Genomic DNA, 24,300 nt, shown 5'->3' with positions numbered 1-24,300 from the left:
TTTAGTGAGTTAACTTTTCACTGACTAAAGTAGCCAGTAACTAAGCTACTTAGTTACTTAGCTAAATGACGAACCAAGGCTTCAGTAGGACGAACAATAGCTACAATTGCTTCATCGTAAATCTTCGCAGACTCACTGATTACCGCTAAGTAAGCTTGTGCATCTTCACTGCGAATCGTTTCACCCTTCTTCGCTTTTTCAATCAAAGTCAGACCAAGATCAGCTACTAACTGTGCTTTTTCAGCGATGATAACGCTATCAACCGATGCGATGTGATTAGCAAAGATGGGCTGAGAGGCAACCGCCGCGTCGCGTACATTTTGGTAATGAGTTTCTAATTCAACCAATGAAGCACTGTTTCCTGCAGCAAAATCGCTGACCAATTTGTCCATGTCGTACACCGCGTAGCTTTCTACCACTAGCGCATCGACAAAACGGTTTAGACGTTCATGTTGATTGTAAAGATCGCCATGATTCTCCGTTGAAATCCACTTCTCCCAGTTACGAGCATAGTACTGAGCTGGCTCAATGTATTTTGCTAACGCTTGAAGTGATTGAATGTTCTGACCTTTAGCAAGGCGCTTCAATAGCATATCAGCGTCAGCATGATGACGAAGACCTACTGAAACCTCAGACCAAGTATCCATTACGCTCATACGTTGGTACATGCTCTCTTCATCAGTCAATGAAGCATCTGACCATAAACGCTCAGCAATCGCGTAGCTACGTGGCCATAGGTACTGCTCTACTGTGTGCGTGTCTTTATTTTCTAGCCACATGGTGATTTCACCACCAAGAATAAGCTCTTTCTCTTTCTCAGTAAGCTCTGCTGGGTAACCACCGTTTGGCTCAGGGATAACACTGCCTTTCATTGAGCTACTTGCAACGATTTCCGCTGTCGTTGGCCAACGAACATTACCAATAAGCTGGTAGCTACCTTCGCTAAAGCCATTTTGATCTAAGTTTAAATTAAACTCTGTATATGACATGAAGTTATCAAAGTAAGCGACTAGAGACTTGCCAGCCTGATACTCTTTAATGAACACTTCTTCACGAGATTTTCCGTTGTAGTCTACAAACGCACGTGGCGTACCATCTTTCGCTTCAATGATAGTAAGTAGTCCCTTACGTGGGCCACCCTTAGTGCGCGGCTTTTCCCACTGGTAGCTAACAAAGCTCTCACCAGCATGAAGGGAATCATCTACCGTGATCCCTTTTGGAATCGGATCATTACGGTAGTGGTAGCTGGTTGGTTGAGGCTGATCTAGGTAGTAACCTGTCGATAGAATACCTTGGTAACCTTCTTTCGCTGCTCGACCAATACTGTCGTGACCTTGCCAGCTTTGGATTACAATTGAAGTTGGCAGATCTTTGTGCCAAATTTCATCCCAACCAGTCATCTTCTTACCGCGCTCTTCAAGCATCTTTTCAACTTTAACGTTTAGGTAAGATTGTAAGCCACGCTCTCCATCGATATTATTTTCTTCAATGAAAGCTTGGTGTTTTTCACTGTTGACCCATTGTGAGTAATTTGGCTCATCACCGCCAATGTGGAAATACTCATCAGGGAAAAGAGCGACAACTTCGTCAAACACATCACCCAGCATGTCATACAGTTCAGGGTTTAGCGGGTCCATTAATGGCTCAAATACACCCCATTCACGCTCTTGCTCGTAAGATTGACCTTCGCCACCCGACATAAGATGAGGGTAAGCAACAGCAACCGCAGAAGAGTGACCTGGTAACGAGACTTCAGGAATCACACGAATACCGAGGTTACGTGCGTACTCAACAAGGTAACGAACCTGATCTTTGGTGTAATAGTTGCCGTCAGAGCTTTCAGACCATAAGCGTGTCCACGAATCAGTCTTAATGCGGATACCTTGGTCATCCCAGAAATGCCAGTGGAATACGTTCATTTTTGCGGATGCCATTGCATCTAGCTGACGAATCAAAACGTCAAATTCGATGAAGTGACGAGAAGTATCGTAAGACACACCACGCCATTGGAAACGAGGCTCATCAACGATGCTTACCGCAGGAATGTGGTAACCCGTCGACGTTGACTGGACAAGCTGAAGAATGGTTTCAATACCGCGAATCGCTCCGTATGGGCTTTCAGAAGTGAGTACAATGCGGTCACCGCGAGTAGTGATGCGGTAAGACTCGTCTGATTCGATATTTTGAACTTCTGTCTTAGGAGCACGGTTGATGTCGATAACTAAATTGGCTTCTTTTTCATTCTCGGCCTGCCAATTCAGTGTAGGTACACCCGTTTGTCTTTCAAGACGATCAATAAAACGCTTAGCGGTATATTCAACACGGTCTGAATTAAAGCCTTTAATAAAGACTTTAAATTCACTATCAACTGTTACCTGACCTTTTTTTAATTCCACAGTTTGTGGATAAGGCATAAGGTTTAAATCTGTATTTGGTGCCATTGCTAGTGCCATAGGAGAAACCATTGTGCTTGATATTAATAAAGACAATATCGTTTTTTTCATTCTATTTATTCCTATAATATATAATTTTTACATATTTAATTTAGATACATTGCATTTATAGACTTAAATCACAATTTAAATATTTCATTAATTTAGAAAGAGAAATTCACACCTAAACGGAAGCGCCAATCGGTTTTGCCGTTGATATCTGGATCATTTGAAGCAATCGTATCGGCATCGACAACTTCAGCATACGGACGGATGTTTGATTTCCATTTATAGACCGCTTTTACTGTGTGCTCGCGTGCATGAAGATCACCAGTCGCCAGCTCATTGGTGTGGTGAGTAATCTGATCAAAGTAAGTAAATGCGTAAGAGATTTGGTAGCTGTCTGTGTTGTATCCTGTCCAGATATCATAACGGTGACGCTTAGCTGTCTCTTCATTACCGTAATCATTCTCTAACGCTTCCGTCGAGAAGTCGTAACGGTAGCGACCGTGTACAAACAAACCGTTATCAAAGTTATAATTCAGCTTTAGGTAAGGCATTAAAAAAGTGTTGGAGCCTTGAAAGTTCATCACCAAACCTGGATTCAGCATAAAATTATCGTTGATTGCATGAGTGTAATAGTGAGTAAACTCAGTATTGATTACTCGGGTCTCATCGTATGCACCCGCTGCGTGACGAATATTCGTTAACGTTTCTAATCCGTAGCCGTTGTCAAAGTGGTTACCGATAATAAAACGGCTGTTATATTGATCCGTTGTAGTACGGTGCTCGGTACGAAGATCAACATAACCACCAGCAGTTGCTGTAATTGGAAGAAGTACTAATAAAGAAACAGGTAATATTTTATTCATGATTCACTACTTATATAATCATTATTATTAATTGGGGGTAATTATTTAAATACCGTAGAATCCATTCTTTATGATGTGAGTATCCCTACTCTTCAAAGTACATTTTTAGTATTTATATTTAGTGCCGTATTAATATGAATAATTAACTAATACGGCAGATGGGGTTTTAGAGTGTTACTTTACGAGTTCAACCGCTTCACGGACCAAACGACCGATCTCATCCCACTGTTCACTTTCAATCAACGCAGGAGAAACCATCCACGTACCACCACAACAAACAATGCGGTCAATACCAAGGTAATCATTGACGTTATTCTTACCAATGCCACCCGTTGGCATAAAGCTAACGTCAACGTAAGGTGCAAGCAAAGACTTCACCATACTGATGCCGCCAGAAGCTTCTGCTGGGAAGAACTTCAAGAAGTTAAGACCTAGCTCTAGCGCTTGTTCTACTTGGCTTGGGTTATTTACACCTGGTACGATAGGCATGTTTACTTCTTGGCAGTAACGAACAGTATTCGGGTTTAGACCAGGAGAAACCACAAACTCTGATCCCGCCTCTTTTGCTTGATCAACTTGTTGAGCATTTAATACAGTACCCGCTCCGATACACATTTCAGGGTACGCTTCACGCATTTGACGAATAGCTTCGGCTGCTGCATCGGTTCTAAATGTCACTTCAGCTACGGGTAAACCATTTTCCACCAGTACTTTCGCTAGCGGAACAGCGTGTTCAACCTTGTTGATTTGAATAACAGGGATCACTTTGTATTGCTTAAGTTGATTGATCATTTCTTGAGACATAAATTTACCACTTATTTTTTATTATCATGCTTACATTGAAACGGATGAGATAACGCTTACTTAACCAGTCTTTTTATTAGCTCGTCTTTTTATTTGACTAAAGCTTCCATTGCTGAGTTAGGAATAATGGCTCCGGGATGTTGAATTACAATCGACGCCATTTTATGACCTAGCTCTGCTGATTCAATAGCACTGCTACCCGTCAGTCTTGCTGCTAGATAGCCTGCTGCAAAAGAGTCACCTGCAGCGCAGGTATCCACTACGTTTGTTACTTTCTCAGCAGATACATAATGCTCAGCAAGGTCATCAGTGTTATTAAGTACTAACTTACATGGTTCGCAGCCGCGCTTAATAACAATCTCTTTGCAACCAAGACGCAAACAGCGCTGTTCTACACTCTCTTCTTCACCCCAAACCAACACGTCGTCATCTTCAGTGATTAGTGCAATATCAACAAATGGAAGTAACTTACCGTACCAATACTTTGCATCAGTAACCGACCAAAGTTGAGGTCTGTAATTATTGTCAAAAACCACCTTGCCACCGCGTTGAGCAAACTGTTCAATAAGAGTCAGAAGATGCTGACGAGATACGATATCCAAAATAGCAAAGCTAATGCCACTCAGGTAAATCACATCGATGCTCTTAGTCTGCATTTCTGTTTCTAGAGCGCTAACTTGCTGACCGCTAAAGTATGATTTCACCGCAGCATTATCGCGCCAGTAAAGAAATTGACGCTCGCCAGTATCGTCAACCTCTACCATATATAAGCCTGGTAGTTTGTCTTCAAACTGAGTCACAAGGTTGGTATCAATGCCTTCTTGTTGCCATTGTTGAATCATCTCTTTTGATAACTCATCAACCCCTAACCCTGTTGCGTACGATACTGATACCGCTTGATTAGCCGTAAGGCGAGAAAGATAAAGTGCAGTGTTTAACGTATCGCCACCAAAAGCTTTGCGAATCGGTGAACCACTTAGTTCGACCATACACTCACCAAAAAAGGCGATTTTAAGTTGATTTGATGTCGTCTGATTAACCATTTTGAACCTTATTCTTATTCGCTTTATTGAAGGGAGTATGAGGCTCTGAATCGAGCCTCAATATTAATAGTTATTAGCTATTTTGAACGGCTGGGCGGTTTGATGATGCGTCATCTTTATCAAGTTGCCCTTTATCAGATGTGCTCATCTCCATTAGTGCACGTTCATCATCTAGAATAGCTTTTGCCATTTCAGGTGTTACTTCGTTCGCAGGCGTTAGCAAACTAACAATCACACCAGCAGTTAGAGCCGTTAAGCAAGACGGGATTACAGGGTTACCCCAGAAAGCCGTGAAGTCAGAGCTTAGCATTACTGTGAATGAAGCGATTGAAGCACCCGCTAATGTTGCAATAGCACCTTGCCAGTTATAACGGCTCCAGAATTTACCCAACATTCCACAAACAAACATGCCAGACATAACTGTTGAAATCATCTTAGTGATGTAGCCAATGATATCGTTAGATGTTAGAGCGAATATTAGTGCGAAGCCGATAACAACAACCAACGCTAAGCGAGAGTAGTTCAACATTGACTCTTTGTTCGGCACTCGACCAGTAAACATCACGTAGACATCACGAAGTAAGATTGAAACACCAGCAATTGCGTCTGAACTTGCACTAGACATTGTTGCAGATAGACCGGCAATTAGAACAATCATGCCAACACCGACAGGTAAAATAGTGGCTGCGATGTAAGGGAATGAGAAGTTCGGGTTATCAAGCGTAGGGTCAATCGCATGCGCAGCCATACCGATGATTGCAGGAATGATTGAGAAGAATAGGTAAAGAATACCTGAAGCAACAAACGAGCGACGAATAGTTGATACGTCTTTACCCGAGTAAATACGCTGACGGAATGAAGGCGTTGCTAGTACACCGACACCGATAACCACAGCCAGTGATACTGCTGGGATGATGCCTAGTTTTTCAATCGCTAAGAAACTTGTTGCCGCTGGGTCCATCGCTGCGTAAAGATTGTCTAAACCACCGATGTAATCCACCGACATAACAGCCATTAAAATGAAACCTGCAAAAAGGATGACTGCTTGAATCGTATCTGTCCATACTACGGCTGTGTAACCACCAATCACTACATAAATCGTAAATGCTGCTGCGATAATGATTTTTGCTAGATTAAGGTCAATATCAGCAATCCACGCTAGGTACATACCACCACCTAGAATGTGAGCACCTAACCAACCGATAGAAGCGATGAAGATAAGTAGGCCAACAACGTTTTTAACGATCTTGTTCGCGCCAACATAATACGCAAGCTCTTCACTCATGGTCATGAAGTTGAGCTTACGAACTGGAGCAAACCAAAGCGCGAGTAATAAAATACCGATTGCACCACCGATGCCGTATAAAGCACCCGCCCAACCGTTTGCGTAACCAAAACCAACAGCGCCCATACTTGAGCCAGTACCGACCATGGTTGCAACAGTAGTACCTAGTACTAAGAACATAGGTAGGCCACGCCCACCAAGTAAAAAGTCTTCACCTGATTTTTGGTTTCGAGACACGAACCAACCTAACCAAATAAGAAAACAGACATACAGGCCAAAACATGTAAGAAATAACGAACTATCCATTGTGCAGATCTCCAATATACGAATTTATCATTCGTTTATTTATTGAGTAATATAATCAACAATAACTTTATATTTAATATTTCTTTTCGATTATATTTGTAGGGAATTAGATATTAGGCGCAACATTTACAATTTCTTATATTATTGTATTGACACCTAATATCTATATTGGATCTTTATCTATTACTTATTATGCACGGTCTTTGCGGTAACAAGTAACGTCAACTTCAACTTTCACATCAACAACTAAATCACAAACCATACAGATACGAGCAGGAGGGTTTGCTCCAAAAAATTCTTTAAATACTTTGTTGAAAGATTGGAAGTAACGAGAATCCGTCAGCACTACTTTAACGTGCATTACATCTTCAAGCTCATACCCACACTCAGTCATAATATCTACGCAGTTTTGAATTGCTAGGCGAGATTGGTCAACAATGCCGCCCTCAACTACTTCGCCATCTGTCATTGGTGTTTGACCTGATACATACAAGAAACCAGCAGCTTCAGTTGCTCTTGCAAATGGTAAATGTTGACCACCAGTACCAGTACCGCCTTCTACACCATAACGTTTAATTGACATTTTTCTACTCCAGTTAAAATAATCAAAGATTATTCATTGTTAAATTAATATTGGATATGTATTTGTTTAATTGTTATTAAATATAAATACACCAGACCGTTTGCTCTGCACTGCCCCTTTATAATATGACAGCTCACCATTTACAAAAACATATTCTATACCCTGTGAAGCTGATATAGGATTTTCAAAAGTTGCGGTATCTTTAACCGTATTTGGATTAAATATAACCAAATCAGCATAAGCTCCCTCTTTAATAATTCCACGTTGCGCTAAGTTGTAACGTTTCGCCGATAGCCCTGTCATTTTGTGAATGGCTTCCGACATGCAAAATAGTTTTTCATCTCGACAGTAGTGCCCTAGTACTTTAGGGAAAGTTCCCCACAGACGAGGGTGCGGATGAGGATCATTAGGAAGACCATCAGAGCCAACCATTGTGAGTTTGTATTTCAATACACGCTTCACATCATTTTCATCCATGCAGTGATAAACAGCACCCGCAGGTTGCAACGCTTTCGCTGCATCGATTAATGGCAACTCCATATCAGCAGCAATATCTTTAAGCATCTTGCCCGCATATTGTGGCAAGGTTTCAGACCATGTAATGAAAATATCAATTTCATCAGTAACCTGCTTCAAATCTAATGTTGATGAGCTCGCTGAATACGGGTAACAATCACACGAAACATCTTGATGCTTTGACGCGGTTTCTAAGTGATCAATCACCTCTACCGTTCTACCCCAGTTACCTGCGCCCGCACATTTTAGGTGTGAGATAACAACAGGTACGCGAGCGTGTTTTCCGGTTTCGAACGCTTCGTCCATCGCACTGATAATTTCTTCAAATTCAGTACGCATGTGAGTCGTGTAGATACCACCATGTTCGGCTAAAACCTCAGACAACTGCATAACTTCATTTGCCGTGGCTTGTTTAGCACTCGCATAAGCAAGACCAGAACTTAAACCTAATGCACCTTGCTCCATCGCTTTGGTTAACGACGATTGCATCTGCGCTATTTCACCGTCAGTAGCGGTTCTGTCTAAGCGGTCCATTACTTGGTTTCGTAAGGTAGTGTGGCCAACTAACGCTGCAACATTGACTGCGGGTTTTGCTTTCTCCACCGCTTCCGCATACGCGATAAACGAAGGGTATTTAAAATCTTTTTGCTCGCCAAGCAGGTTCATTGGATCTGGTGGCGCGGTTTCCAATACCGCAGGTGAAGCACTAATGCCACAATTTCCCACGATAACGGTCGTTACACCTTGGCTAATCTTTGGTAAGCACTCAGGGTAACGAATAACGTTAGTATCATCATGAGTATGAACATCAATAAAACCCGGTGCTAATGCAAGGCCATGACCTTCAATGACATGACTGCACTCTTCCAAATCGAGTTTACCTATCTTTTCGATACGGTTATCGCGGATTGCAACATCGGCGAAAAATGCCTCTTCACCAGAGCCATCGAACACCTCTATATTTTTTATGATGGTATCGAATAACATGTCTACTCTCTTAAGCCTCATTTCTACTGTAGCTATCTTAATAATTCCCCCGAATTAATTCAGTGATAACACACACAAAAACAAAGGTAATGTTTGATACTTTCTAACATAGATGGCAATATAAAAGCCAATAAATACAGAAAAACAATAACTTAACGTATGTTAGTTTACTTTAAACGCCGGAGAAACAACAACAATGAATGATAGAAACTATCAGAAAGACCTACTTGGACTGAATGCGCTAGGAGAAAAAGGCCGTGCAGCAACGCTAGAAGAGCAAGTCCAATACAGCCTTATTAACGAAGATATTTCGCTACCTGCTGCCGTGGTAAAACAGTCGTCACTGCAGAATAATCTACAATGGATGCAACGCTTTGCTGATCACCATCATGTTCAGCTTGCACCACACAGTAAAACCTCAATGACGCCAGATTTTATTCAGCAGCAATTAGAAAATGGCGCTTGGGGGGTCACAGTTGCTACCCCTATTCAAGCAGAGGTAGCCGCATTAGCGGGTGCAAAGAACATCATCATGGCCAACCAGCTTGTTGGTAAAGCAAACATGGCGCTCGTTGCGAATTTGATTGAACAGTTTGATGTTGAATTCTATTGCTGCGCCGATTCGATGATCAACCTCGATCAACTGGATAGCTTCTTTGCTCAAACTAACCATACGCTTAATGTTCTATTAGAACGTGGCGTACAAGGTGGGCGCTGTGGCTGCCGTAGCGGAGAAGAATTACTAGAACTCGCTGACACTATGCAAGGAATGTCATCATTAAAGTTAGCGGGTATCGAAGTCTATGAGGGCGTTATTCAAGGCCCAAACCAAGAGCAGCTGATTCGTGAGTTTTTAAACGACACACTCGCGTTGGTTCAAACACTGTCAAATGACAACTTAATCAGTGAGAAGCCAATTATCACGGGGGCAGGTTCCGCATGGTATGACGTCGTTGCTGAGTGTTTTTCAAACCTAACCCACGCGACCGCGATCATTCGCCCGGGCTGCTATGCCATTCATGACACGGGGATCTATCTCGATGCGCAAAGCAAAGTGATGAACCGCGCTCAAGCGAACAATGGTTACGCTTGCGAACTCGGTGGCGATCTTGAATCTTCATTAGAGATTTGGGCGTATGTCATTTCAAGACCAGAGCCAACGAAAGCGATCGTCGGTATGGGAAAACGCGATGTGGCTTTTGATGCGGGTTTACCTATCGCAGAGCGTGGCTACAGTAACGGAAAACCAATTTCAGTGGCCGGTATCACTTCAACTGACGTGATGGACCAGCACACCTTCATTGAAGTTGACGCTGAGAACGATATTCAAGTGGGTGACATGATTGCCTTCTCGACTTCCCACCCTTGCTTAACCTTTGATAAATGGCGTCATATTGCAGTTTGTGATGATGAATTTATGGTCACTCACTGGGTTGAAACTTGCTTTTAATTGGCATGTTTTACCAATACTGATATAAACATCAAAGAACGATATCTACAGCAAGATATCAAATAGAAGGACGGTAATTTTGACTCTTGAAGTAGATATTGTTTCTCAGATCACCGAGCGTTTTAGTGCACTGCGTGACGCCGAGAAAAAAGTAGCTAAACTGATCATGGACGACATTAATCTCGCCGCCAATGCGAGCATTACTGAGCTAGCAGAAAATGCACAGGTTAGCGAAGCAACGATCACCCGCTTTGCTAAGGCGATTGGTTGCAGCAACGTGCGAGATATGAAGTTCAAGTTGGCGCAGTCTCTTACTATTGGCCAGCGATTTATCTTGGAGCCGCCCGATCAAACGGGTTACCAAGGTGTCTATGAATCAATAAAGCAGTCATTGGACATCAATCGAAGCTTAATCAATGAGCAAGATATTGAGACAGCGATTACTTGGCTCCACGAAGCCAGACAGATTGTATCGATTGGCATGGGTGGCGGTTCAACCATCGCCTCTCAAGAGCTGCAACACCGTCTATTCCGATTTGGCTACGCCGTTGTTGCTTACAACGATGGCATGCTGGCTCAAATGGTTGCTGCAACCGCAGATAAGAATGATGTGTTTGTGATCATTTCTGCGACCGGTTATACGCCTGTTTTGGTGGAAACGGCCCAACTTATCAAGAAGTACGGCATGAAGGTGATTGCGATTACGCCCGTAAATACACCCCTTGCCCAAAGCGCTGATCTGGTTCTGCCGATTCAACACGACGAGACGGACTTCATCTATAAACCCTCCGCTTCTCGCTATGCGATGTTAGCTTTGGTGGATGTGATATCTCTTGAGTTAGCCGTCGCTCATAAACGTAGTTCTAGAGACAAACTAAGACGACTTAAGATGGCGTTAGACTCTCACCGAGGCGGCTTAGAGCGTCAGCCACTCGGCGATTAATATAGCTGGCTCAACGATTATAAGCGGCTAATCTATTATAATCGGCAAAACTATAAAGCCACTGTTCCCACCGTTCTTAATCGAACGACAGGCAGTGGCTTTTTTCATTCCACAAATTACACGGGTTCAACAGACGCCAGGAACTCACCACAATCTTTTTGAAACAAAGGAAGAGTTTGAGCGATCTTTTCATCACTCCAATCCCACCAAGCCAATTTGTCTAATCGGGCTGCGTAACTAGTATCTTCAAACCTTGGGCGCAGTACCTTTGCAGGGTTTCCCACGACGATCGAATACGCAGGAACGTTTTTAGTAACAACACTTCCCGCGCCAACAATGGCGCCATTGCCAACGGTAATTCCCGGTAAAATAATCGCACCGTGCCCTATCCAAACATCGTGCCCGATGATCACTTTATCTTCTTCACGCCACGAAAAGACCTCTTCATCTAAAGTTTCAGCTTCTGAGCCAAAGCCAAATTTTCCAGGGCGATAAGTAAAATGGTGCAGCGTTGGACGCCACCAAGGATGATTACTAGGGTTGACTCGGACCGATGAAGCAATAGAAGTGAATTTTCCGACTTCTGCGAACATCAAATTGCAGTCGTTTTGAATGTAGCTGTAATCTCCAACCGAAACATTATTCAAAATGCAGCGTTCGGCAATTTCAGTCCATCGACCCAATACCACGTCATGTAACTTGCTACTCTTGTCGATATTCGGCTCTGAAGTTAACACTTGAGAAAGGGGTTGAGTCGTCATTTTATCTCCTCGCCATCGTTAAGCAGGCGTCGATAATTGGAAAAATATTGAGGGTTATTTTCGGCCCACTCAACCATGCGATGGCTTAAATGAGTCAGACCAACATGCTTAGGTTTGACCACTTCTTCGATTGCCAAGACATGATTAAAATCATTGTGGTTCGCTTTGGCCCTCTGCTCTTCGCACTCAATGGGTGGGTGATTACAATCTATGATCATCCAATCTATCTTTCGCTTTTGTAACCATTGTAATGTTGGCTCTGGTAGCCCAATCGTGTCGGTTAAATACGCGATACATTGGTCTTGCCATTCAAAGTAAAAGCCGGTGCATATTTTTGAATGAATGAGTGGCAGCGGGGTCACTGTGATACCTTGCCATTCAAATGATTGAAATGGCTGAGAACGAGTGGAAAAGTCGAGAATCCCCGGATGTTTGTACAGATCATCACACCCAAGAGGATCATCCGGTGAAATCACTTTGATACACTCACCGACTCCCCAACGGAGATCAAACAAGCTATGTACATGATCGATGTGGTAATGAGTCAGTAAGATCGCATCGATGCTTCCCCTTGGAAACCGCTGCATTAAGTCTGGCGCATTGGCATCAAGCAACAAGGTTTTCCCTTGATGCTCGATATACGCCGACGCTTTCTCTCTTCTCAACTTCGGATCTTTCGTGGCCTTGCTGCAAACAGAGCAATCACATCCATAAACGGGAATCGTTGCGCTGTTGCCTGTGCCAATAAGCGTCAGTTTCACGTTATTTCTCCGATGTAGCGGTTAGAGCGTTTGTTTTCAGTTCATTTTCCCTTTCACTTTTTAGTCGTGAAAACTGCACTAGGCTCTGCTCAATGGTGCCACTATTGTCGATGTAAAAAACTTCTGCACTATCAGTAACGCGATAGTCATTGGCTCTTTTCAATCGTTCAGCTATCTGCTCACCGGTTTCTCTTCCCCGGCCTATTAAACGAGCCTCCAAAACCCCAAGCTCGACATGAATAACAACCGGGATCAATCGCTCGCCAAACAACTCTTTTGCGACCTCAAGGTAAGCTCTAGAACCATTTACTACGACATTCAACCCAAGATCATTCCAATAGTGAACTTCTTGACCAATCCCATAACGAAGACCATGTGCTTCCCAGTTCATTGCGAACATATCTCGTGAATAACGAGTATTGAACTCAGTGTCTGTTAGCTCGATATGGTTTTCTCCCCCCGCATCTGCGGGGCGAGTTATATAGCGATGTGCTATCACAACATCATCAACAAAAGCTTTCCTAATCGCCGTGATCAGAGAGTCTTTACCACAACCGGATGGCCCAATGACGTAATAAACGAGCCCTTTATTTTCACTTTCAGCGACTAACTCATAACCGGAGCAAAGATGATCGTGTGCAATAGGTTCTTCAGTATGTTCCAAAGTAGGGTCTGAAATAACATGTTGAGACATGACTAAAACACCTTCTTCCCTTCACGCCAAACACGAGAGACTAAATGATGATCATCTGCCGTATGCGACAGCACCAGATCCGCACGTTTTCCTTCTGCTATCACCCCTCTGTCATCTAAGCCTAGTGATTGTGCCGGATTACGGGTTGCCAATTGAACCGCTTGAGCAAGATTTAAGGTGTTGCGATCATCCTCTGACAGCTTAAAAATTGCATCAAGTAAACTGGCTGGATAGTAGTCTGAAGAGAGAATATCAAGCACGCCAAGTGAAGCGAGTTGATGCGCTGCCACATTACCCGAGTGAGAGCCACCACGAACCACGTTTGGTGCCCCCATCATCACTTTGAGCCCAAGCTGGTGGGATTGTTGCGCCGCTTCGACTGTGGTTGGAAACTCTGCGATGACCATACCCAGTTCTTTTGATTCATTTACGTGCGCTTCCGTTGCATCGTCATGACTTGCCAGTGGAATGTTCAGATCACGACACTGCTGACAAATCGCATCACGATTGGGCTTTGACCAACGCTCTGACAGAGCCACTTGTTCGCATTCAAACTTGGTCATTTCGGCGTCGCTTAAATTGTACTTGCCTTGATAATAGGTGCGGTACTTTTCTAAATTAACAAACTGACGCTGACCGGGCGCATGATCCATCAAAGAGACAAGCTGTACTTCTGGTAAATGGGCATAGCGCTGGAACAAACTAACCGTACTCTCATTTGGAACTTCACAACGAAGATGCAAGCGATGTTCGGCCCGGGTTAGCCCGCGTTTTTGACTCTCAGCGACGGTATTAATAAACAGATCAAGGTTATGCTGACGATGTCCATCACGACAATCCCCTAACGCAACCGCATCTAACACTGTTGTAATGCCAGAACCGATCAGCTGGGTGTCATGGGCGCTCATTGCAGAAAGCGGGGGCCAGTCGACTTTGGGCCTTGGCGTAAAGTACTTTTCAAGGTTATCGGTATGCAGTTCAATTAATCCCGGCGTAAGGTAACCATTCTCACCGTCAAACGCGCTTGGCAGCTGACTGGTGGTATCTGACACACTCACAATCACACCATCACGTAACTCCACCGAACCACGAATGACTTCATCTTTAAGCACTAGATTGACATTGGTAATAATCATTTTGGGTTCCTACTAAGCGCAAACGCGGGTCAGTGTGTTAGTCACAATATCTTGATTGTTTTTTACATCGTATAAACGATCAGCCACTAGATCTCGAGTCTGCTCATCATGAAAAATACCCACGACTGCCGCACCCCGAGACTTGGCTTCTTCAATTAATTTCACCACTACGGCACTGTTTGTTGCGTCAAGAGAAGCCGTTGGTTCATCAAGCAATAAAATCGGATAATCAACAATAAACCCACGCGCGATATTAACCCGTTGCTGTTCACCACCAGAGAACGTTGCCGGCGCCAAGTTCCACAAATGTTCCGGTACATTCAGCCGTGTTAATAGACTCTTTGCGCGTGTTTCCGCTTCAATGAAATCCCCGCCCATCTCTAACATTGGCTGCATCACTACCTCTAATGCACTGATGCGTGGAATGACACGAAGAAACTGGCTCACCCAACCCATGGTGTGCTTTCGAACATTGATAATGTCACGAGGCGTTGCACTGGCGAGATCAATCCATTGGCCTTGATGTTCAACCTCAATAGAACCGGTATCAACTAAATAATTGGCGTACAGCGCTCGAAGCAGTGTTGATTTACCTGAACCAGAATGGCCATGAAGTACCACACACTCGCCCGAATTAACCGTTAGTGAAGCATGAGTTAACACAGAAAGCTCCACACTGTTTTGATTGTGCAGTACGAAGGTTTTACTCACGTCCGTTACTCGGAGCTTGGTTTGGCCTGTCACTTGAGCGTTGAGCGTTCGTTGTTTAGTGCCCGTTAATGAATTATTCACGTTGATCATCCTTAATTCTGTAATACGGAAGAGACTAATAGCTGGGTGTAAGGGTGCTGCGGATCATCAAGTACTTGGTCGGTTAACCCACTTTCCACTACTTCACTGCGTCGCATGACCATTAAGCGGTGTGCAAGCAGGCGCGCGACTGCGAGATCATGAGTGACAATCACCACAGCAAGGTCAAGCTCATTTACTAAACGGCGAAGCAGATCCAGTAGCTTCGCTTGCACCGACACATCTAGCCCACCTGTTGGTTCATCCATGAAAATGAGTTTGGGATGGGTGACCAAGTTACGTGCGATCTGCAAACGTTGCTGCATCCCGCCAGAAAACGTGGTTGGCATGTCGTCCATTCGATCGTGAGGGATCTCAACATCCGCTAACCATTTTGATGATTTCTCACGGATGTTCGCGTAATTTCGTTCGCCGACCGCCATCAAGCGCTCACCAATATTCCCACCAGCTGACACTCGACTACGTAAACCATCCATAGGGTGCTGATGGACAACACCCCACTCTGTTCGTAATAGCTGCCTTCTCTGGCTTTCCGCCATTAAGTAAAGATCTTCTAGCTGAGATATTTGTGTGTTGCTATCGCCCTTTAAGTAAAGAACTTCACCACTGTCTGGGGTTTGACGACCAGAGAGTGACGTCAACAAGGTACTTTTACCCGAGCCAGATTCACCAACAATGCCGAGGACTTCTCCTGGGAACAGCTCAAAGGAAACGTTTTGAAAGCCCTTGCCCGGTGCATACAATTTAGTGAGATTATTAACGGTAAGTAGCGGTTGGTCGTTAACGGCTGCCATTACTACGCTCATGCGAAGACCTCCTTCTGTTCAGACGGTTGTAGGGGAGCAGCCTTCTCAAGCATCTGTTTTTCCTCAGCGCTCTGTACCTGCTCTGAGCAATAATCAGTATCTGAGCAGACAAATAAATGGGTTCCCTTGTCATCCATAACGACTTCATCAAGGAAAGTGTCTGTTGATCCACAAATGGAACATGGATCATCCCATTTCTGTACTTCAAAGGGATGGTCTTCAAAGTCGAGGCTTTTCACTTTTGTATAAGGTGGAATCGCGTAAATACGTTTTTCACGCCCGGCACCAAAGAGCTGTAAAGCGGGCATGTGGTCCATTTTAGGGTTATCAAACTTCGGAATAGGTGACGGATCCATAATGTAACGATCGTTGACTCTCACTGGATACGCATACGCCGTAGAGATATGGCCAAATCGAGCGATATCTTCATAAAGCTTAACGTGCATGATCCCGTATTCTTGCAGCGCATGCATCTTGCGTGTCTCGGTCTCTCTTGGCTCAATAAATCGTAATGGCTCAGGGATTGGGACTTGATAAACCAATATTTGATCTTCTCTTAGGGCAACTTCTGGAATACGGTGTCGGGTTTGGATAATGCTCGCCTGAGTCGTTTTTTCGGTCGTTTTTGCCGCCGCTACCGATTTGAAAAATTCACGAATAGACACGGCATTAGTGGTGTCATCGGCACCTTGATCAATTACCTTTAGGGTATCTGGCTTGCCAATAATAGCTGCTGTGATCTGAACGCCACCGGTTCCCCATCCATAAGGCATTGGCATTTCACGCCCACCAAAAGGGACTTGATAACCGGGAATCGCGACCGCTTTTAATAAGGATCGACGAATCATTCGCTTTGTTTGCTCATCCAAATAGCCGTAGTTATAACCTTCTACACTCGGTTGATTACCGTCTAAATGACTCATGCCTGCTCTCCTTGTTGCGCTGTGATCTCATCGTGCTCTTTATGCATTTTTCGCAGTAACTCAAGCTCGGCTTGGAAGTCAACGTAATGGGGAAGTTTTAGATGTGACACAAAACCTGCAGCTTCAACGTTATCTGAATGAGAAAGCACAAACTCTTCATCTTGAGCTGGGCCATCCACCGCTTCGTCATATTCCGGCGCTTGTAATGATCGGTCAACAAGGGCGACTGACATCGCTTTGCGCTCTGTTGCGCCAAAGGTTAAGCCATAGCCACGCGTCAGTTTTGGCTTAATGGCTTTACCACCAACAAATCCATTGACCATCTGACACTCAGTGAGCTCAATTTCACCGATGTCGAGACTAAAACCGAGCTCTTCCGGGGTAATCGATAAGTCGACAAAGCCTGAACGAATTTCACCGGCAAACGGATGGTTTCGACCGTAGCCACGCTGAGTGGAATAGCCAAGAGCCAGTAAGAAGCCTTCATCACCACGCACTAAGTTTTGCAGACGAGCACTGCGATCGCAGGGATAATTCACCGGTGATAGTGTGATATCTTCAGGCTCTTGCTGGTTATCGTCTTCGGTGAGCATCATATCGAGATTTTCTAGAATGCTCGTCACTTGTGGGCACACGTCTAATGCATTCTCTTCGTCAGGTAATGCCGTATCTTGCTTCTTCTCTGATCTTGGGCTTCCCCCTTCCGCTAGCAAAGCAAAATCAAGCAAGCGGTGGGTATAATCATAGGTTGGGCCTAATACCTGACCACCCGGAAGTTCTTTATAGGTGGCCGAAATACGACGTTCAATCCGCATAGCTGACGTATCGACTGGATCAGCTGTGATTAAACGAGGCAATGTGGTGCGATAGGCACGTAATAAAAAGATAGCTTCGACTAAATCTCCGGCAGCTTGCTTGATTGAAAGTGCCGCAAGTTCTTTGTCATAGATGCCACCCTCAGTCATAACACGATCGACTGAACCGGATAGCTGCTCACTGATTTGAGAGACACTTAATTCTGGCAGTTCTAGATTCCCACGACGCTTGTTAGCTTGAAGCTGGTGCGCTTGGCGAATCGCTTTTTCGCCACCTTTTACTGCAACGTACATACTGAAACCTCAACTTTGGTTGTTCTTGGTAGGCACAGCACTTGCTGACCAGCGACAAAAATAAAATCGATGCCTAGAGGAAATGCCGATCGGTTTTGGCGTGTCGTAAGGTATTGAATTAATGCACTGGGTAATCCTTTCATAGCGATGCACTGTTCGTTTTCAATACCCGGCCCAGTCAGTACTATTTCATTCCCTTCAGTTAAACTATCAAGTTCAACAACAACCGTGGTTGATGTGTCTGGGTACTCTTCATTGCCTAGATTGAACGACAGCGTACTCCACTCCTGATCAAATAAATCATGCTGTGAAAAGAGAGCAAAGCCAGTTTCTGACAATGTATTGACGATTGGGGCACTGACATGAAATTTGATGTTTTCACTGACTGCTCGGTCTTGGCTAAAAGCAGAGGATAGCCAAACAGGGGTTGCGTTATCGGCCATCGATAATAAGACTTGTGCCGCTCCGCTCATCATGTTGCCAAAGCCATCACATTTATCGAGCTTTACGATTGTTCCCGGCTCGGACATCGCTTTAAGTAGCAAGCGAAAGCACTGCTGACTGTCATGGACTGCATCTTCAAATGCTGGAGAAATCATACTCATTTAATTTGTTTAAACCTGTTCGTATTATTTAATTTTCAGCTGGATTGATGGTGTTTAAATAGCGTTATCAAACCCAATATAAATTCGTAACATTGATGCATTCACACTTTTAGTGAACACTAATCTTCCCCGCGTACAAGAGTGAAAAAATCAACCTTGCTTGACGCCACGTCCTTAGCTCGTAGGCTATGCTGTTGCTTTTTCAATGCGGCAAGCGGCTCAATTAGCTGTGTGCTCAGCGACTCTTCATGTTGTGGCATCTGCATTAATGCATCGATAACAGCCGCAATTTCAGCGTGCGATTTATTTCGACCTTGTAAATAGCTGTAGCCTAATTCACCCGAATCGAGCTTCACGACAGCACGTGTAATCGTCGTGTCACCAATATTGAATTGACGCCCAGTTGAGCCCATTCGTGCACGTACTTGCGCTAAGCCAATTTCTGGTTGGCGTACCATGGCGTAATCCGGTGTCAAATTGAGTTCCTCCCAACGACCCTTCAGTTCTGAATACTGACTTTTCGCTAGAACTGACATCCAATGTTGTCGCTTGGTTGCAGCTTTCATTTAATGCTCCATTACTATTTCTGTTACGTCAGCGCGAGTATTTGAGCTTGAGAACTCAGCAATCGTCGCCGTACCTTTAATTACGTTTTTTGTTTTGATTTTTAGCAGCGGTGTGCCGGTGTTGATTTGCAGTAGTCGACACTCCTCACCAGAAGGGATCTTCGCGCCTACTCGCGTCTCTTTTCGCTCTAATTCGATTCCCAGCCCTCTTTTAATGAATTGGTGTAACGAGCCGTTAGTGAAGTTTTTGAGCACTGGCCACCACGTTAAATCAGGCAGGTAGTGATCAATGATGGTTCTAGGGGTATCGTTGGTTTTACGAAAGGTACGAATATGGATGACCTTGCTTCCTTCTTCGATATTCAAGTAACCCGCAACTTTTGGTGGAACGGTGATTAGGCGAGATTTCAGCATTTCACAACGAGGCATTTCACCCAGCTCCACTAAGTTTTTAGTAAAGTGTGCGCCTGAGTGAACTCGATACTCACTAGGCTGGCGCACTACCATGCTGCCTTTACCTTGATGACGCTGAATTAATCCGCCACTCACGAGCTCATCAATGGCTCGTCGAACAGTGTGACGATTTACCTCGAAACGCTTTGCCAATATTGATTCCGAAGGGAGGTAGTCCCCCGGCATAAAGGTAATCTTTACTTCTTGCTCTAACTGAGAGGCTATTTGTAAATAGACTGGCATAGTGTTCTCACTCAATTCCAACGTCACTTATCTAGACAAGTGGGAATAAACCACGAAATTATTTTTGGCATAATTAGTAAACCTTTAATTCCGTTTGGCGTTTTGGGGTGTAGGAACACTTTGACGTGTAAAGATGAACGTTTGGTGTCGAAAAGTTTACAAAATAAAGATAGACACACTAGACACGCAACTTATCTAGACAACATCAAACCGTTGTTATTTAAATGAAAAATCGAGATATAACAAAGTAAACGCGTAACTTATATAGGCACTCTATTCATTGTAATGTGATGATATTTGCACTTGATAACGTCAATTTTTAGAAGGCGAATGAACCTAATAATCGCTCACGACTTTTCTAGTCATACGCTCTCTTTTCATAAAACCATCTAGAATTTATATATCGCTAGGTATTAGGCATTAGGTATTAAAAATCAGAAAGGAATCTATTTCAGGAAATAGTCTAGGGAAGGTAATAATTAAAGAGTCGTTTGGGGGGAATACAGAATGTAAAATAAGTTGGCCCAGAAATAGGCCAACTATATTCACATTAAAGATCTAACGCTTTTCATACAATGGGATATTTTCACCCACTATGTATTTATTTCTCAGAATGCTGGAGACTTTGTCAAAAGCCATAATGATGACAACCAGAACAAGCGTGATAAACGTCACCACGTCCCAATTCCATAAACGCATATTTTCGGCATAGACTAAACCGATACCACCAGCCCCAACGAAACCAAGTACTGCAGCTGAACGCGTGTTTGATTCAAGCTGATACAAGCTCAACGCTAAAAACGTAGGAAAAGACTGAGTAAAAATACCAAATCGATGCTTTTGGAGATTATTTGCCCCGACAGCCGTTAACCCACGAGACGGTTTTTTGTCTGCAGCTTCATGGCTTTCTGCGTACAATTTGCCAAACAGCCCCAAGTCTTGGACAAATACAGCCATCACACCCGCTAATGGACCAAGACCGACTGCACGAACAAAAATCATCCCCCAGATTGCCATATCAACGCCGCGTAGCACATCAAATACACGCCGCATTGCGATTGCCACGATTCCCCAAGGCCCAGTCATCACATTTCTTGCTGCAAAAAATGAGAGCGGAAGTGCAACCAAAGATGCTGTGAGTGTGCCACCAAACACAATAGCTAAGGTGATACCAATCTGTTTAAAATAATATCCAAATGGCCAATCAAAGAAGTCTCGCCAAACAAACATATGTAAAAAATAACTCATGATTTTGGTATTGCCCAACTCAAACTGTTTTGAGGAAACACCGAAAAAACCGAAAAATAGAATGTAGTAAATTACGACCGCCATTACGGCTAACGATACCCATGTTAGGTAACGTCTTTGTTTAGCAAAGATAGCCTTATTGTCGAGTTTGATTTGATCTAAAGTCAGTTGCGTCATTTTACATCCCCACTGATCACTTTCTTTCTAAGCGCACCGGAAGTGGTGTCGATCAGCGCGACCACCAAGATAATCAAGAGTAGTGTAATACTGACTTGGTCATGTCGACCTAAACTGATATTGGTCATCAACTCTTGACCGATGCCGCCCGCTCCGACTAAACCAAGAATGGTCGACGAACGAAAATTAATCTCAAAACGCAAGAACACATACGATAAAACGGTTGGCTTTATCTGAGGCCAAAACGCAAACCTTAGCCGCTGAATCGGGGTTGCACCACAAGCCGTCAAACCACTCACTGGTTTATCTGAGATCGTCTCAATCGATTCGTAGAATAGTTTGGTCAAACTGCCTATTGTATGCAGCGTGAGCGCAACAAATCCGGGGAAAGTACCAACCCCATAAGCCATTACAAACATAACCGCCCATGCCAATTCAGGCATTGTACGTAAGAACGCCACAAACGAGCGAACACCCACTCGAACCGATGTCGGGGCATAGCCGTTTGTAGCGGCCAAAAATGCTAGTACGATGGCGATGACAGAAGAGACTAGCGTTGCTGCAATGGCTACATTGATGGTTTCCCAAAGAAGAGGGATTTGAATGTGTAACCTGTAACCCCAATAGATTAAAGAGCCGGGTACCGCCCTACCATTTTCATCTCTGCCAGAAAACAAGACATCCCAAGAGAGGTTTGGCAGCGTATCGTAGATATAATCAAACAACGCAGGGGCATTATTAATAATGGTAAATAAACTGAATTCGGCGTAATGCCCAGAGAGCAGATAGAGCAACATAAAAACCGAAGACCACATCAAAGCGTCCGTTTTTTTCTTACGACTTACCTGCTGATAATATTGTTCAAATTTCATGTATGAGACCGTACAAGTATTAAGTTGGCTGAAAGACAGCCAACTTATTTAGAGAAAGGTTTTGGCGATAAGAAAGAGTTTAGCGGTGAGCAAACTTAGTCGCTTTGACCAAATCAATAATTGACTGGTACTCAGCAACGCTTGTTTCTGCTAGGTGAAGTGAACCACCAGCGGCTTTACTAAAACATTCATTTTCTTCGCTCGCTAACTTTTTAACCGTAGCAACAAGGCTATTTTTGAAGTCAGGGTCTAGTCGGTTACTAACGATGGTTGGGCCGTTGGCAATAAGTGGTGATTCCCAAATGATACGGATTTTCTTCATCAAATCAGGCTCATGCTCGACAAAGCGAGTTAATGCTCCAGCACTGTAGCCCTCTTCTTTTTTTCCTACCATCGACGTCCAAGTAACTGCAGCGTCAAACTGACCGTTAAGAACACCGACAATGTCTTGCTCGTGACCACCAGAGAAATTCACTGAATCAAAGAAGCCATTGTATTTATTATCCATATTGCCACCTAGCGTCTGCTCTAGTTGGTTATTTGGAATCAAGTAACCAGACGTTGAGTTTGGATCGGCAAATGAAAATGTCGTGTTTTTCAGGTCACTAATTGATTGGTATTCACTCTCTTCTTTTACCAATATAACCGAGTGGTATCCACGAGAATTATCGGTGTTATCGACCGTAATACCGACTAGATCAACCGCTGTAGGATCATTTAGATATATTTCAGCATACGATTTAGGTGACATATTAATCACCAAATCTATTTTATCCCCAAGGAGCCCCTGAATGACGGCGTTGTAATCCGTCGAGTTACGAATGTTTGTCTTTACATCAAGCTCTGCTTTTATGAATTCGGCGACGCACTGGTTATCCCCAATTTGGTCAGCCGCGTTCTGTCCACCTAAAATACCAAGGTTAATTTCGGTTGGCGCTGCTGCATTTACGTTAAAAGTTAGCGCTGACGCCACTGCAATACCAACTGATAGAAGCTTGTTCATTTTTTGTCCTTAAATGTAATGTCTGATTGTCTATATCGGATTGATTAAATAATTAGTGGATTTGGTCGATCTCGTCACCATAGAGGCGATGTAACACTTGCTCATCGAGTCCAGAAGGGTGTCCGTCGTAAATAACTTGCCCCTTTGCAAGGCCAATAACGCGAGTGCAGTACTGTTGAACTAATTCGATTGAGTGGAGGTTCACCATGACAGCAACTCCGTCGTTACTGACTTTCTGCAATGCTTCCATAATGCGAATAGTGTTTTTCGGATCAAGAGAGGCTACAGGTTCATCGGCTAAAAGGATCTTAGGGTTCTGCATCATCGCTCGGCAGATCGCGACGCGTTGTTGCTGACCACCGGAGAGGTTTTCAGCGCGCTGCAATGCATATGGCAACATGTTGAGCCACTTTAATAGTTGAATAGCCTGAGCTCGATCTTTGTCACTGAATATTTTCAATAGCGATTTTAAGGTTGAGGTATTACTAAGACGTCCGAGCAAAACGTTTGAGATGACGTCTAAGCGTGGAACTAAGCAGAAGTCTTGGAAGATCATACCGCAATGAGTACGCCACTCGCGCAGTCCTTTACGGTTCATGCTTAATACGTTATCGACGGTTTGATCACGATGAACATTGAAAATACTGCCATCCGTTGCTGGAATAGTGCCATTTAGTGTATGAAGTAACGTCGATTTACCTGCACCAGATCGCCCAACAATCGCGACAAGCTCACCAGCTCGCAGTTCAAAGCTCACGCCGTCTAATACGACCTTTCCTTCTTGATAAGACTTAGAAAGATTCTCAACCTCTAAAACCTTTCGACCAAAATCTTGCTGTAACTGCTCAAAGCTGTCTGAGACAATCGACAACTCAGGGGCGCTCATTGCCATACCCATTCTCCAAGTAACTA

The 24,300-nt window shown here is 43.9% G+C and carries 24 protein-coding genes; 2 read left to right on the top strand and 22 right to left on the bottom strand.

Annotation, left to right across the window (positions count from 1 at the left end; translation table 11 throughout):
- Window positions 1-53: 53 nt before the first annotated feature.
- From L4D20_RS01655 to L4D20_RS01625, 7 genes are all read right to left on the bottom strand, one after another.
- Complete coding sequence (locus L4D20_RS01655) at window positions 54-2,504, bottom strand: family 20 glycosylhydrolase (protein WP_428799822.1); 2,451 nt, start codon at window positions 2,502-2,504, stop codon at window positions 54-56.
- Window positions 2,505-2,596: 92 nt separating this feature from the next.
- Window positions 2,597-3,304, bottom strand: a complete 708-nt coding sequence (locus L4D20_RS01650) for an oligogalacturonate-specific porin KdgM family protein (RefSeq protein WP_428799821.1) — start codon at window positions 3,302-3,304, stop codon at window positions 2,597-2,599.
- A gap of 174 nt (window positions 3,305-3,478) precedes the next feature.
- Window positions 3,479-4,108: a bifunctional 4-hydroxy-2-oxoglutarate aldolase/2-dehydro-3-deoxy-phosphogluconate aldolase gene (locus tag L4D20_RS01645; RefSeq protein WP_428799820.1), complete on the bottom strand. Its 630-nt coding sequence runs from the start codon at window positions 4,106-4,108 to the stop codon at window positions 3,479-3,481.
- 89 nt (window positions 4,109-4,197) lie between these two features.
- Window positions 4,198-5,151, bottom strand: a complete 954-nt coding sequence (locus L4D20_RS01640; RefSeq protein ID WP_428799819.1) for a sugar kinase — start codon at window positions 5,149-5,151, stop codon at window positions 4,198-4,200.
- Between the two features lie 73 nt (window positions 5,152-5,224).
- The gene (locus L4D20_RS01635; protein WP_428799818.1) at window positions 5,225-6,742 is read right to left on the bottom strand and encodes a sodium:solute symporter family protein; all 1,518 of its coding nucleotides are present in this window, start codon (window positions 6,740-6,742) and stop codon (window positions 5,225-5,227) included.
- 190 nt (window positions 6,743-6,932) lie between these two features.
- The gene (locus L4D20_RS01630) at window positions 6,933-7,325 is read right to left on the bottom strand and encodes a RidA family protein (protein WP_428799817.1); all 393 of its coding nucleotides are present in this window, start codon (window positions 7,323-7,325) and stop codon (window positions 6,933-6,935) included.
- 66 nt (window positions 7,326-7,391) lie between these two features.
- A complete protein-coding gene (locus tag L4D20_RS01625) occupies window positions 7,392-8,828 on the bottom strand; it encodes an N-acyl-D-amino-acid deacylase family protein (RefSeq protein ID WP_428799816.1) in 1,437 nt (478 codons plus the stop codon).
- A gap of 196 nt (window positions 8,829-9,024) precedes the next feature.
- On the opposite strand from L4D20_RS01625, the gene L4D20_RS01620 reads away from it, so the two are divergent.
- Both L4D20_RS01620 and L4D20_RS01615 read left to right on the top strand, forming a co-directional pair.
- Window positions 9,025-10,278: an amino acid deaminase gene (locus L4D20_RS01620; RefSeq protein ID WP_428799815.1), complete on the top strand. Its 1,254-nt coding sequence runs from the start codon at window positions 9,025-9,027 to the stop codon at window positions 10,276-10,278.
- A 79-nt stretch (window positions 10,279-10,357) separates the two neighbouring features.
- Window positions 10,358-11,221 carry a MurR/RpiR family transcriptional regulator gene (locus tag L4D20_RS01615; protein WP_428799814.1) on the top strand — a complete coding sequence of 288 codons (864 nt, stop codon included), beginning with the start codon at window positions 10,358-10,360 and terminating at the stop codon, window positions 11,219-11,221.
- Window positions 11,222-11,337: 116 nt separating this feature from the next.
- Here the strand turns inward: L4D20_RS01615 and L4D20_RS01610 are convergent, their stop codons facing one another.
- The 15 genes from L4D20_RS01610 to phnC form a co-directional block, all read right to left on the bottom strand.
- Window positions 11,338-11,982: a DapH/DapD/GlmU-related protein gene (locus L4D20_RS01610; protein WP_428799813.1), complete on the bottom strand. Its 645-nt coding sequence runs from the start codon at window positions 11,980-11,982 to the stop codon at window positions 11,338-11,340.
- Entirely contained in the window at window positions 11,979-12,743 is a 765-nt protein-coding gene (gene phnP / locus L4D20_RS01605; RefSeq protein WP_428799812.1) for a phosphonate metabolism protein PhnP, read from the bottom strand. The genes L4D20_RS01610 and phnP overlap by 4 nt, the downstream gene beginning before the upstream one ends.
- 1 nt (window position 12,744) lies before the next feature.
- The gene (phnN, locus tag L4D20_RS01600; RefSeq protein WP_428799811.1) at window positions 12,745-13,437 is read right to left on the bottom strand and encodes a ribose 1,5-bisphosphokinase; all 693 of its coding nucleotides are present in this window, start codon (window positions 13,435-13,437) and stop codon (window positions 12,745-12,747) included.
- 2 nt (window positions 13,438-13,439) lie between these two features.
- On the bottom strand, window positions 13,440-14,573 hold the full coding sequence (gene phnM, locus L4D20_RS01595) for an alpha-D-ribose 1-methylphosphonate 5-triphosphate diphosphatase (RefSeq protein ID WP_428799810.1): 1,134 nt from the start codon (window positions 14,571-14,573) through the stop codon (window positions 13,440-13,442).
- 12 nt (window positions 14,574-14,585) lie between these two features.
- Window positions 14,586-15,317, bottom strand: a complete 732-nt coding sequence (phnL, locus tag L4D20_RS01590; RefSeq protein ID WP_428800733.1) for a phosphonate C-P lyase system protein PhnL — start codon at window positions 15,315-15,317, stop codon at window positions 14,586-14,588.
- Window positions 15,318-15,376: 59 nt separating this feature from the next.
- The gene (gene phnK, locus L4D20_RS01585) at window positions 15,377-16,189 is read right to left on the bottom strand and encodes a phosphonate C-P lyase system protein PhnK (RefSeq protein ID WP_428799809.1); all 813 of its coding nucleotides are present in this window, start codon (window positions 16,187-16,189) and stop codon (window positions 15,377-15,379) included.
- Window positions 16,186-17,112, bottom strand: coding sequence for an alpha-D-ribose 1-methylphosphonate 5-phosphate C-P-lyase PhnJ (locus L4D20_RS01580; protein WP_428799808.1), 927 nt, complete (start codon window positions 17,110-17,112; stop codon window positions 16,186-16,188). Before L4D20_RS01580 ends, phnK begins: the two co-directional genes overlap by 4 nt.
- Window positions 17,109-18,221: a carbon-phosphorus lyase complex subunit gene (locus L4D20_RS01575; RefSeq protein ID WP_428799807.1), complete on the bottom strand. Its 1,113-nt coding sequence runs from the start codon at window positions 18,219-18,221 to the stop codon at window positions 17,109-17,111. Before L4D20_RS01575 ends, L4D20_RS01580 begins: the two co-directional genes overlap by 4 nt.
- Entirely contained in the window at window positions 18,206-18,826 is a 621-nt protein-coding gene (gene phnH, locus L4D20_RS01570; RefSeq protein ID WP_428799806.1) for a phosphonate C-P lyase system protein PhnH, read from the bottom strand. Before phnH ends, L4D20_RS01575 begins: the two co-directional genes overlap by 16 nt.
- 119 nt (window positions 18,827-18,945) lie before the next feature.
- Window positions 18,946-19,392, bottom strand: coding sequence for a phosphonate C-P lyase system protein PhnG (gene phnG, locus L4D20_RS01565; RefSeq protein WP_428799805.1), 447 nt, complete (start codon window positions 19,390-19,392; stop codon window positions 18,946-18,948).
- Window positions 19,393-20,088, bottom strand: a complete 696-nt coding sequence (gene phnF, locus L4D20_RS01560) for a phosphonate metabolism transcriptional regulator PhnF (RefSeq protein ID WP_428799804.1) — start codon at window positions 20,086-20,088, stop codon at window positions 19,393-19,395. It lies immediately after the preceding gene.
- A gap of 558 nt (window positions 20,089-20,646) precedes the next feature.
- Complete coding sequence (gene phnE, locus L4D20_RS01555; RefSeq protein WP_428799803.1) at window positions 20,647-21,513, bottom strand: phosphonate ABC transporter, permease protein PhnE; 867 nt, start codon at window positions 21,511-21,513, stop codon at window positions 20,647-20,649.
- The gene (phnE, locus tag L4D20_RS01550) at window positions 21,510-22,385 is read right to left on the bottom strand and encodes a phosphonate ABC transporter, permease protein PhnE (RefSeq protein ID WP_428799802.1); all 876 of its coding nucleotides are present in this window, start codon (window positions 22,383-22,385) and stop codon (window positions 21,510-21,512) included. Before phnE (L4D20_RS01550) ends, phnE (L4D20_RS01555) begins: the two co-directional genes overlap by 4 nt.
- A gap of 79 nt (window positions 22,386-22,464) precedes the next feature.
- Window positions 22,465-23,388 carry a phosphonate ABC transporter substrate-binding protein gene (gene phnD, locus L4D20_RS01545; protein WP_428799801.1) on the bottom strand — a complete coding sequence of 308 codons (924 nt, stop codon included), beginning with the start codon at window positions 23,386-23,388 and terminating at the stop codon, window positions 22,465-22,467.
- 52 nt (window positions 23,389-23,440) lie between these two features.
- Entirely contained in the window at window positions 23,441-24,280 is an 840-nt protein-coding gene (gene phnC, locus L4D20_RS01540) for a phosphonate ABC transporter ATP-binding protein (RefSeq protein WP_428799800.1), read from the bottom strand.
- Between the last annotated feature and the right edge of the window lie 20 nt (window positions 24,281-24,300).

This window comes from Vibrio kyushuensis (assembly GCF_050337325.1).
Lineage (GTDB): Bacteria > Pseudomonadota > Gammaproteobacteria > Enterobacterales > Vibrionaceae > Vibrio > Vibrio kyushuensis.
This window is presented reverse-complemented; position numbering and strand designations above follow the sequence as displayed.

What these genes read in the sequence shown, in the direction of transcription:
- L4D20_RS01655 (WP_428799822.1), bottom strand. Translation starts at nt 2,504, where the DNA reads ATGAAAAAAACGATATTGTCTTTATTAATATCAAGCACAATGGTTTCT.
- L4D20_RS01650 (WP_428799821.1), bottom strand. Translation starts at nt 3,304, where the DNA reads ATGAATAAAATATTACCTGTTTCTTTATTAGTACTTCTTCCAATTACA.
- L4D20_RS01645 (WP_428799820.1), bottom strand. Translation starts at nt 4,108, where the DNA reads ATGTCTCAAGAAATGATCAATCAACTTAAGCAATACAAAGTGATCCCT.
- L4D20_RS01640 (WP_428799819.1), bottom strand. Translation starts at nt 5,151, where the DNA reads ATGGTTAATCAGACGACATCAAATCAACTTAAAATCGCCTTTTTTGGT.
- L4D20_RS01635 (WP_428799818.1), bottom strand. Translation starts at nt 6,742, where the DNA reads ATGGATAGTTCGTTATTTCTTACATGTTTTGGCCTGTATGTCTGTTTT.
- L4D20_RS01630 (WP_428799817.1), bottom strand. Translation starts at nt 7,325, where the DNA reads ATGTCAATTAAACGTTATGGTGTAGAAGGCGGTACTGGTACTGGTGGT.
- L4D20_RS01625 (WP_428799816.1), bottom strand. Translation starts at nt 8,828, where the DNA reads ATGTTATTCGATACCATCATAAAAAATATAGAGGTGTTCGATGGCTCT.
- L4D20_RS01620 (WP_428799815.1), top strand. Translation starts at nt 9,025, where the DNA reads ATGAATGATAGAAACTATCAGAAAGACCTACTTGGACTGAATGCGCTA.
- L4D20_RS01610 (WP_428799813.1), bottom strand. Translation starts at nt 11,982, where the DNA reads ATGACGACTCAACCCCTTTCTCAAGTGTTAACTTCAGAGCCGAATATC.
- phnN (WP_428799811.1), bottom strand. Translation starts at nt 13,437, where the DNA reads ATGTCTCAACATGTTATTTCAGACCCTACTTTGGAACATACTGAAGAA.
- phnM (WP_428799810.1), bottom strand. Translation starts at nt 14,573, where the DNA reads ATGATTATTACCAATGTCAATCTAGTGCTTAAAGATGAAGTCATTCGT.
- phnK (WP_428799809.1), bottom strand. Translation starts at nt 16,189, where the DNA reads ATGAGCGTAGTAATGGCAGCCGTTAACGACCAACCGCTACTTACCGTT.
- L4D20_RS01580 (WP_428799808.1), bottom strand. Translation starts at nt 17,112, where the DNA reads ATGAGTCATTTAGACGGTAATCAACCGAGTGTAGAAGGTTATAACTAC.
- L4D20_RS01575 (WP_428799807.1), bottom strand. Translation starts at nt 18,221, where the DNA reads ATGTACGTTGCAGTAAAAGGTGGCGAAAAAGCGATTCGCCAAGCGCAC.
- phnH (WP_428799806.1), bottom strand. Translation starts at nt 18,826, where the DNA reads ATGAGTATGATTTCTCCAGCATTTGAAGATGCAGTCCATGACAGTCAG.
- phnG (WP_428799805.1), bottom strand. Translation starts at nt 19,392, where the DNA reads ATGAAAGCTGCAACCAAGCGACAACATTGGATGTCAGTTCTAGCGAAA.
- phnF (WP_428799804.1), bottom strand. Translation starts at nt 20,088, where the DNA reads ATGCCAGTCTATTTACAAATAGCCTCTCAGTTAGAGCAAGAAGTAAAG.
- phnE (WP_428799803.1), bottom strand. Translation starts at nt 21,513, where the DNA reads ATGACGCAACTGACTTTAGATCAAATCAAACTCGACAATAAGGCTATC.
- phnE (WP_428799802.1), bottom strand. Translation starts at nt 22,385, where the DNA reads ATGAAATTTGAACAATATTATCAGCAGGTAAGTCGTAAGAAAAAAACG.
- phnD (WP_428799801.1), bottom strand. Translation starts at nt 23,388, where the DNA reads ATGAACAAGCTTCTATCAGTTGGTATTGCAGTGGCGTCAGCGCTAACT.
- phnC (WP_428799800.1), bottom strand. Translation starts at nt 24,280, where the DNA reads ATGGCAATGAGCGCCCCTGAGTTGTCGATTGTCTCAGACAGCTTTGAG.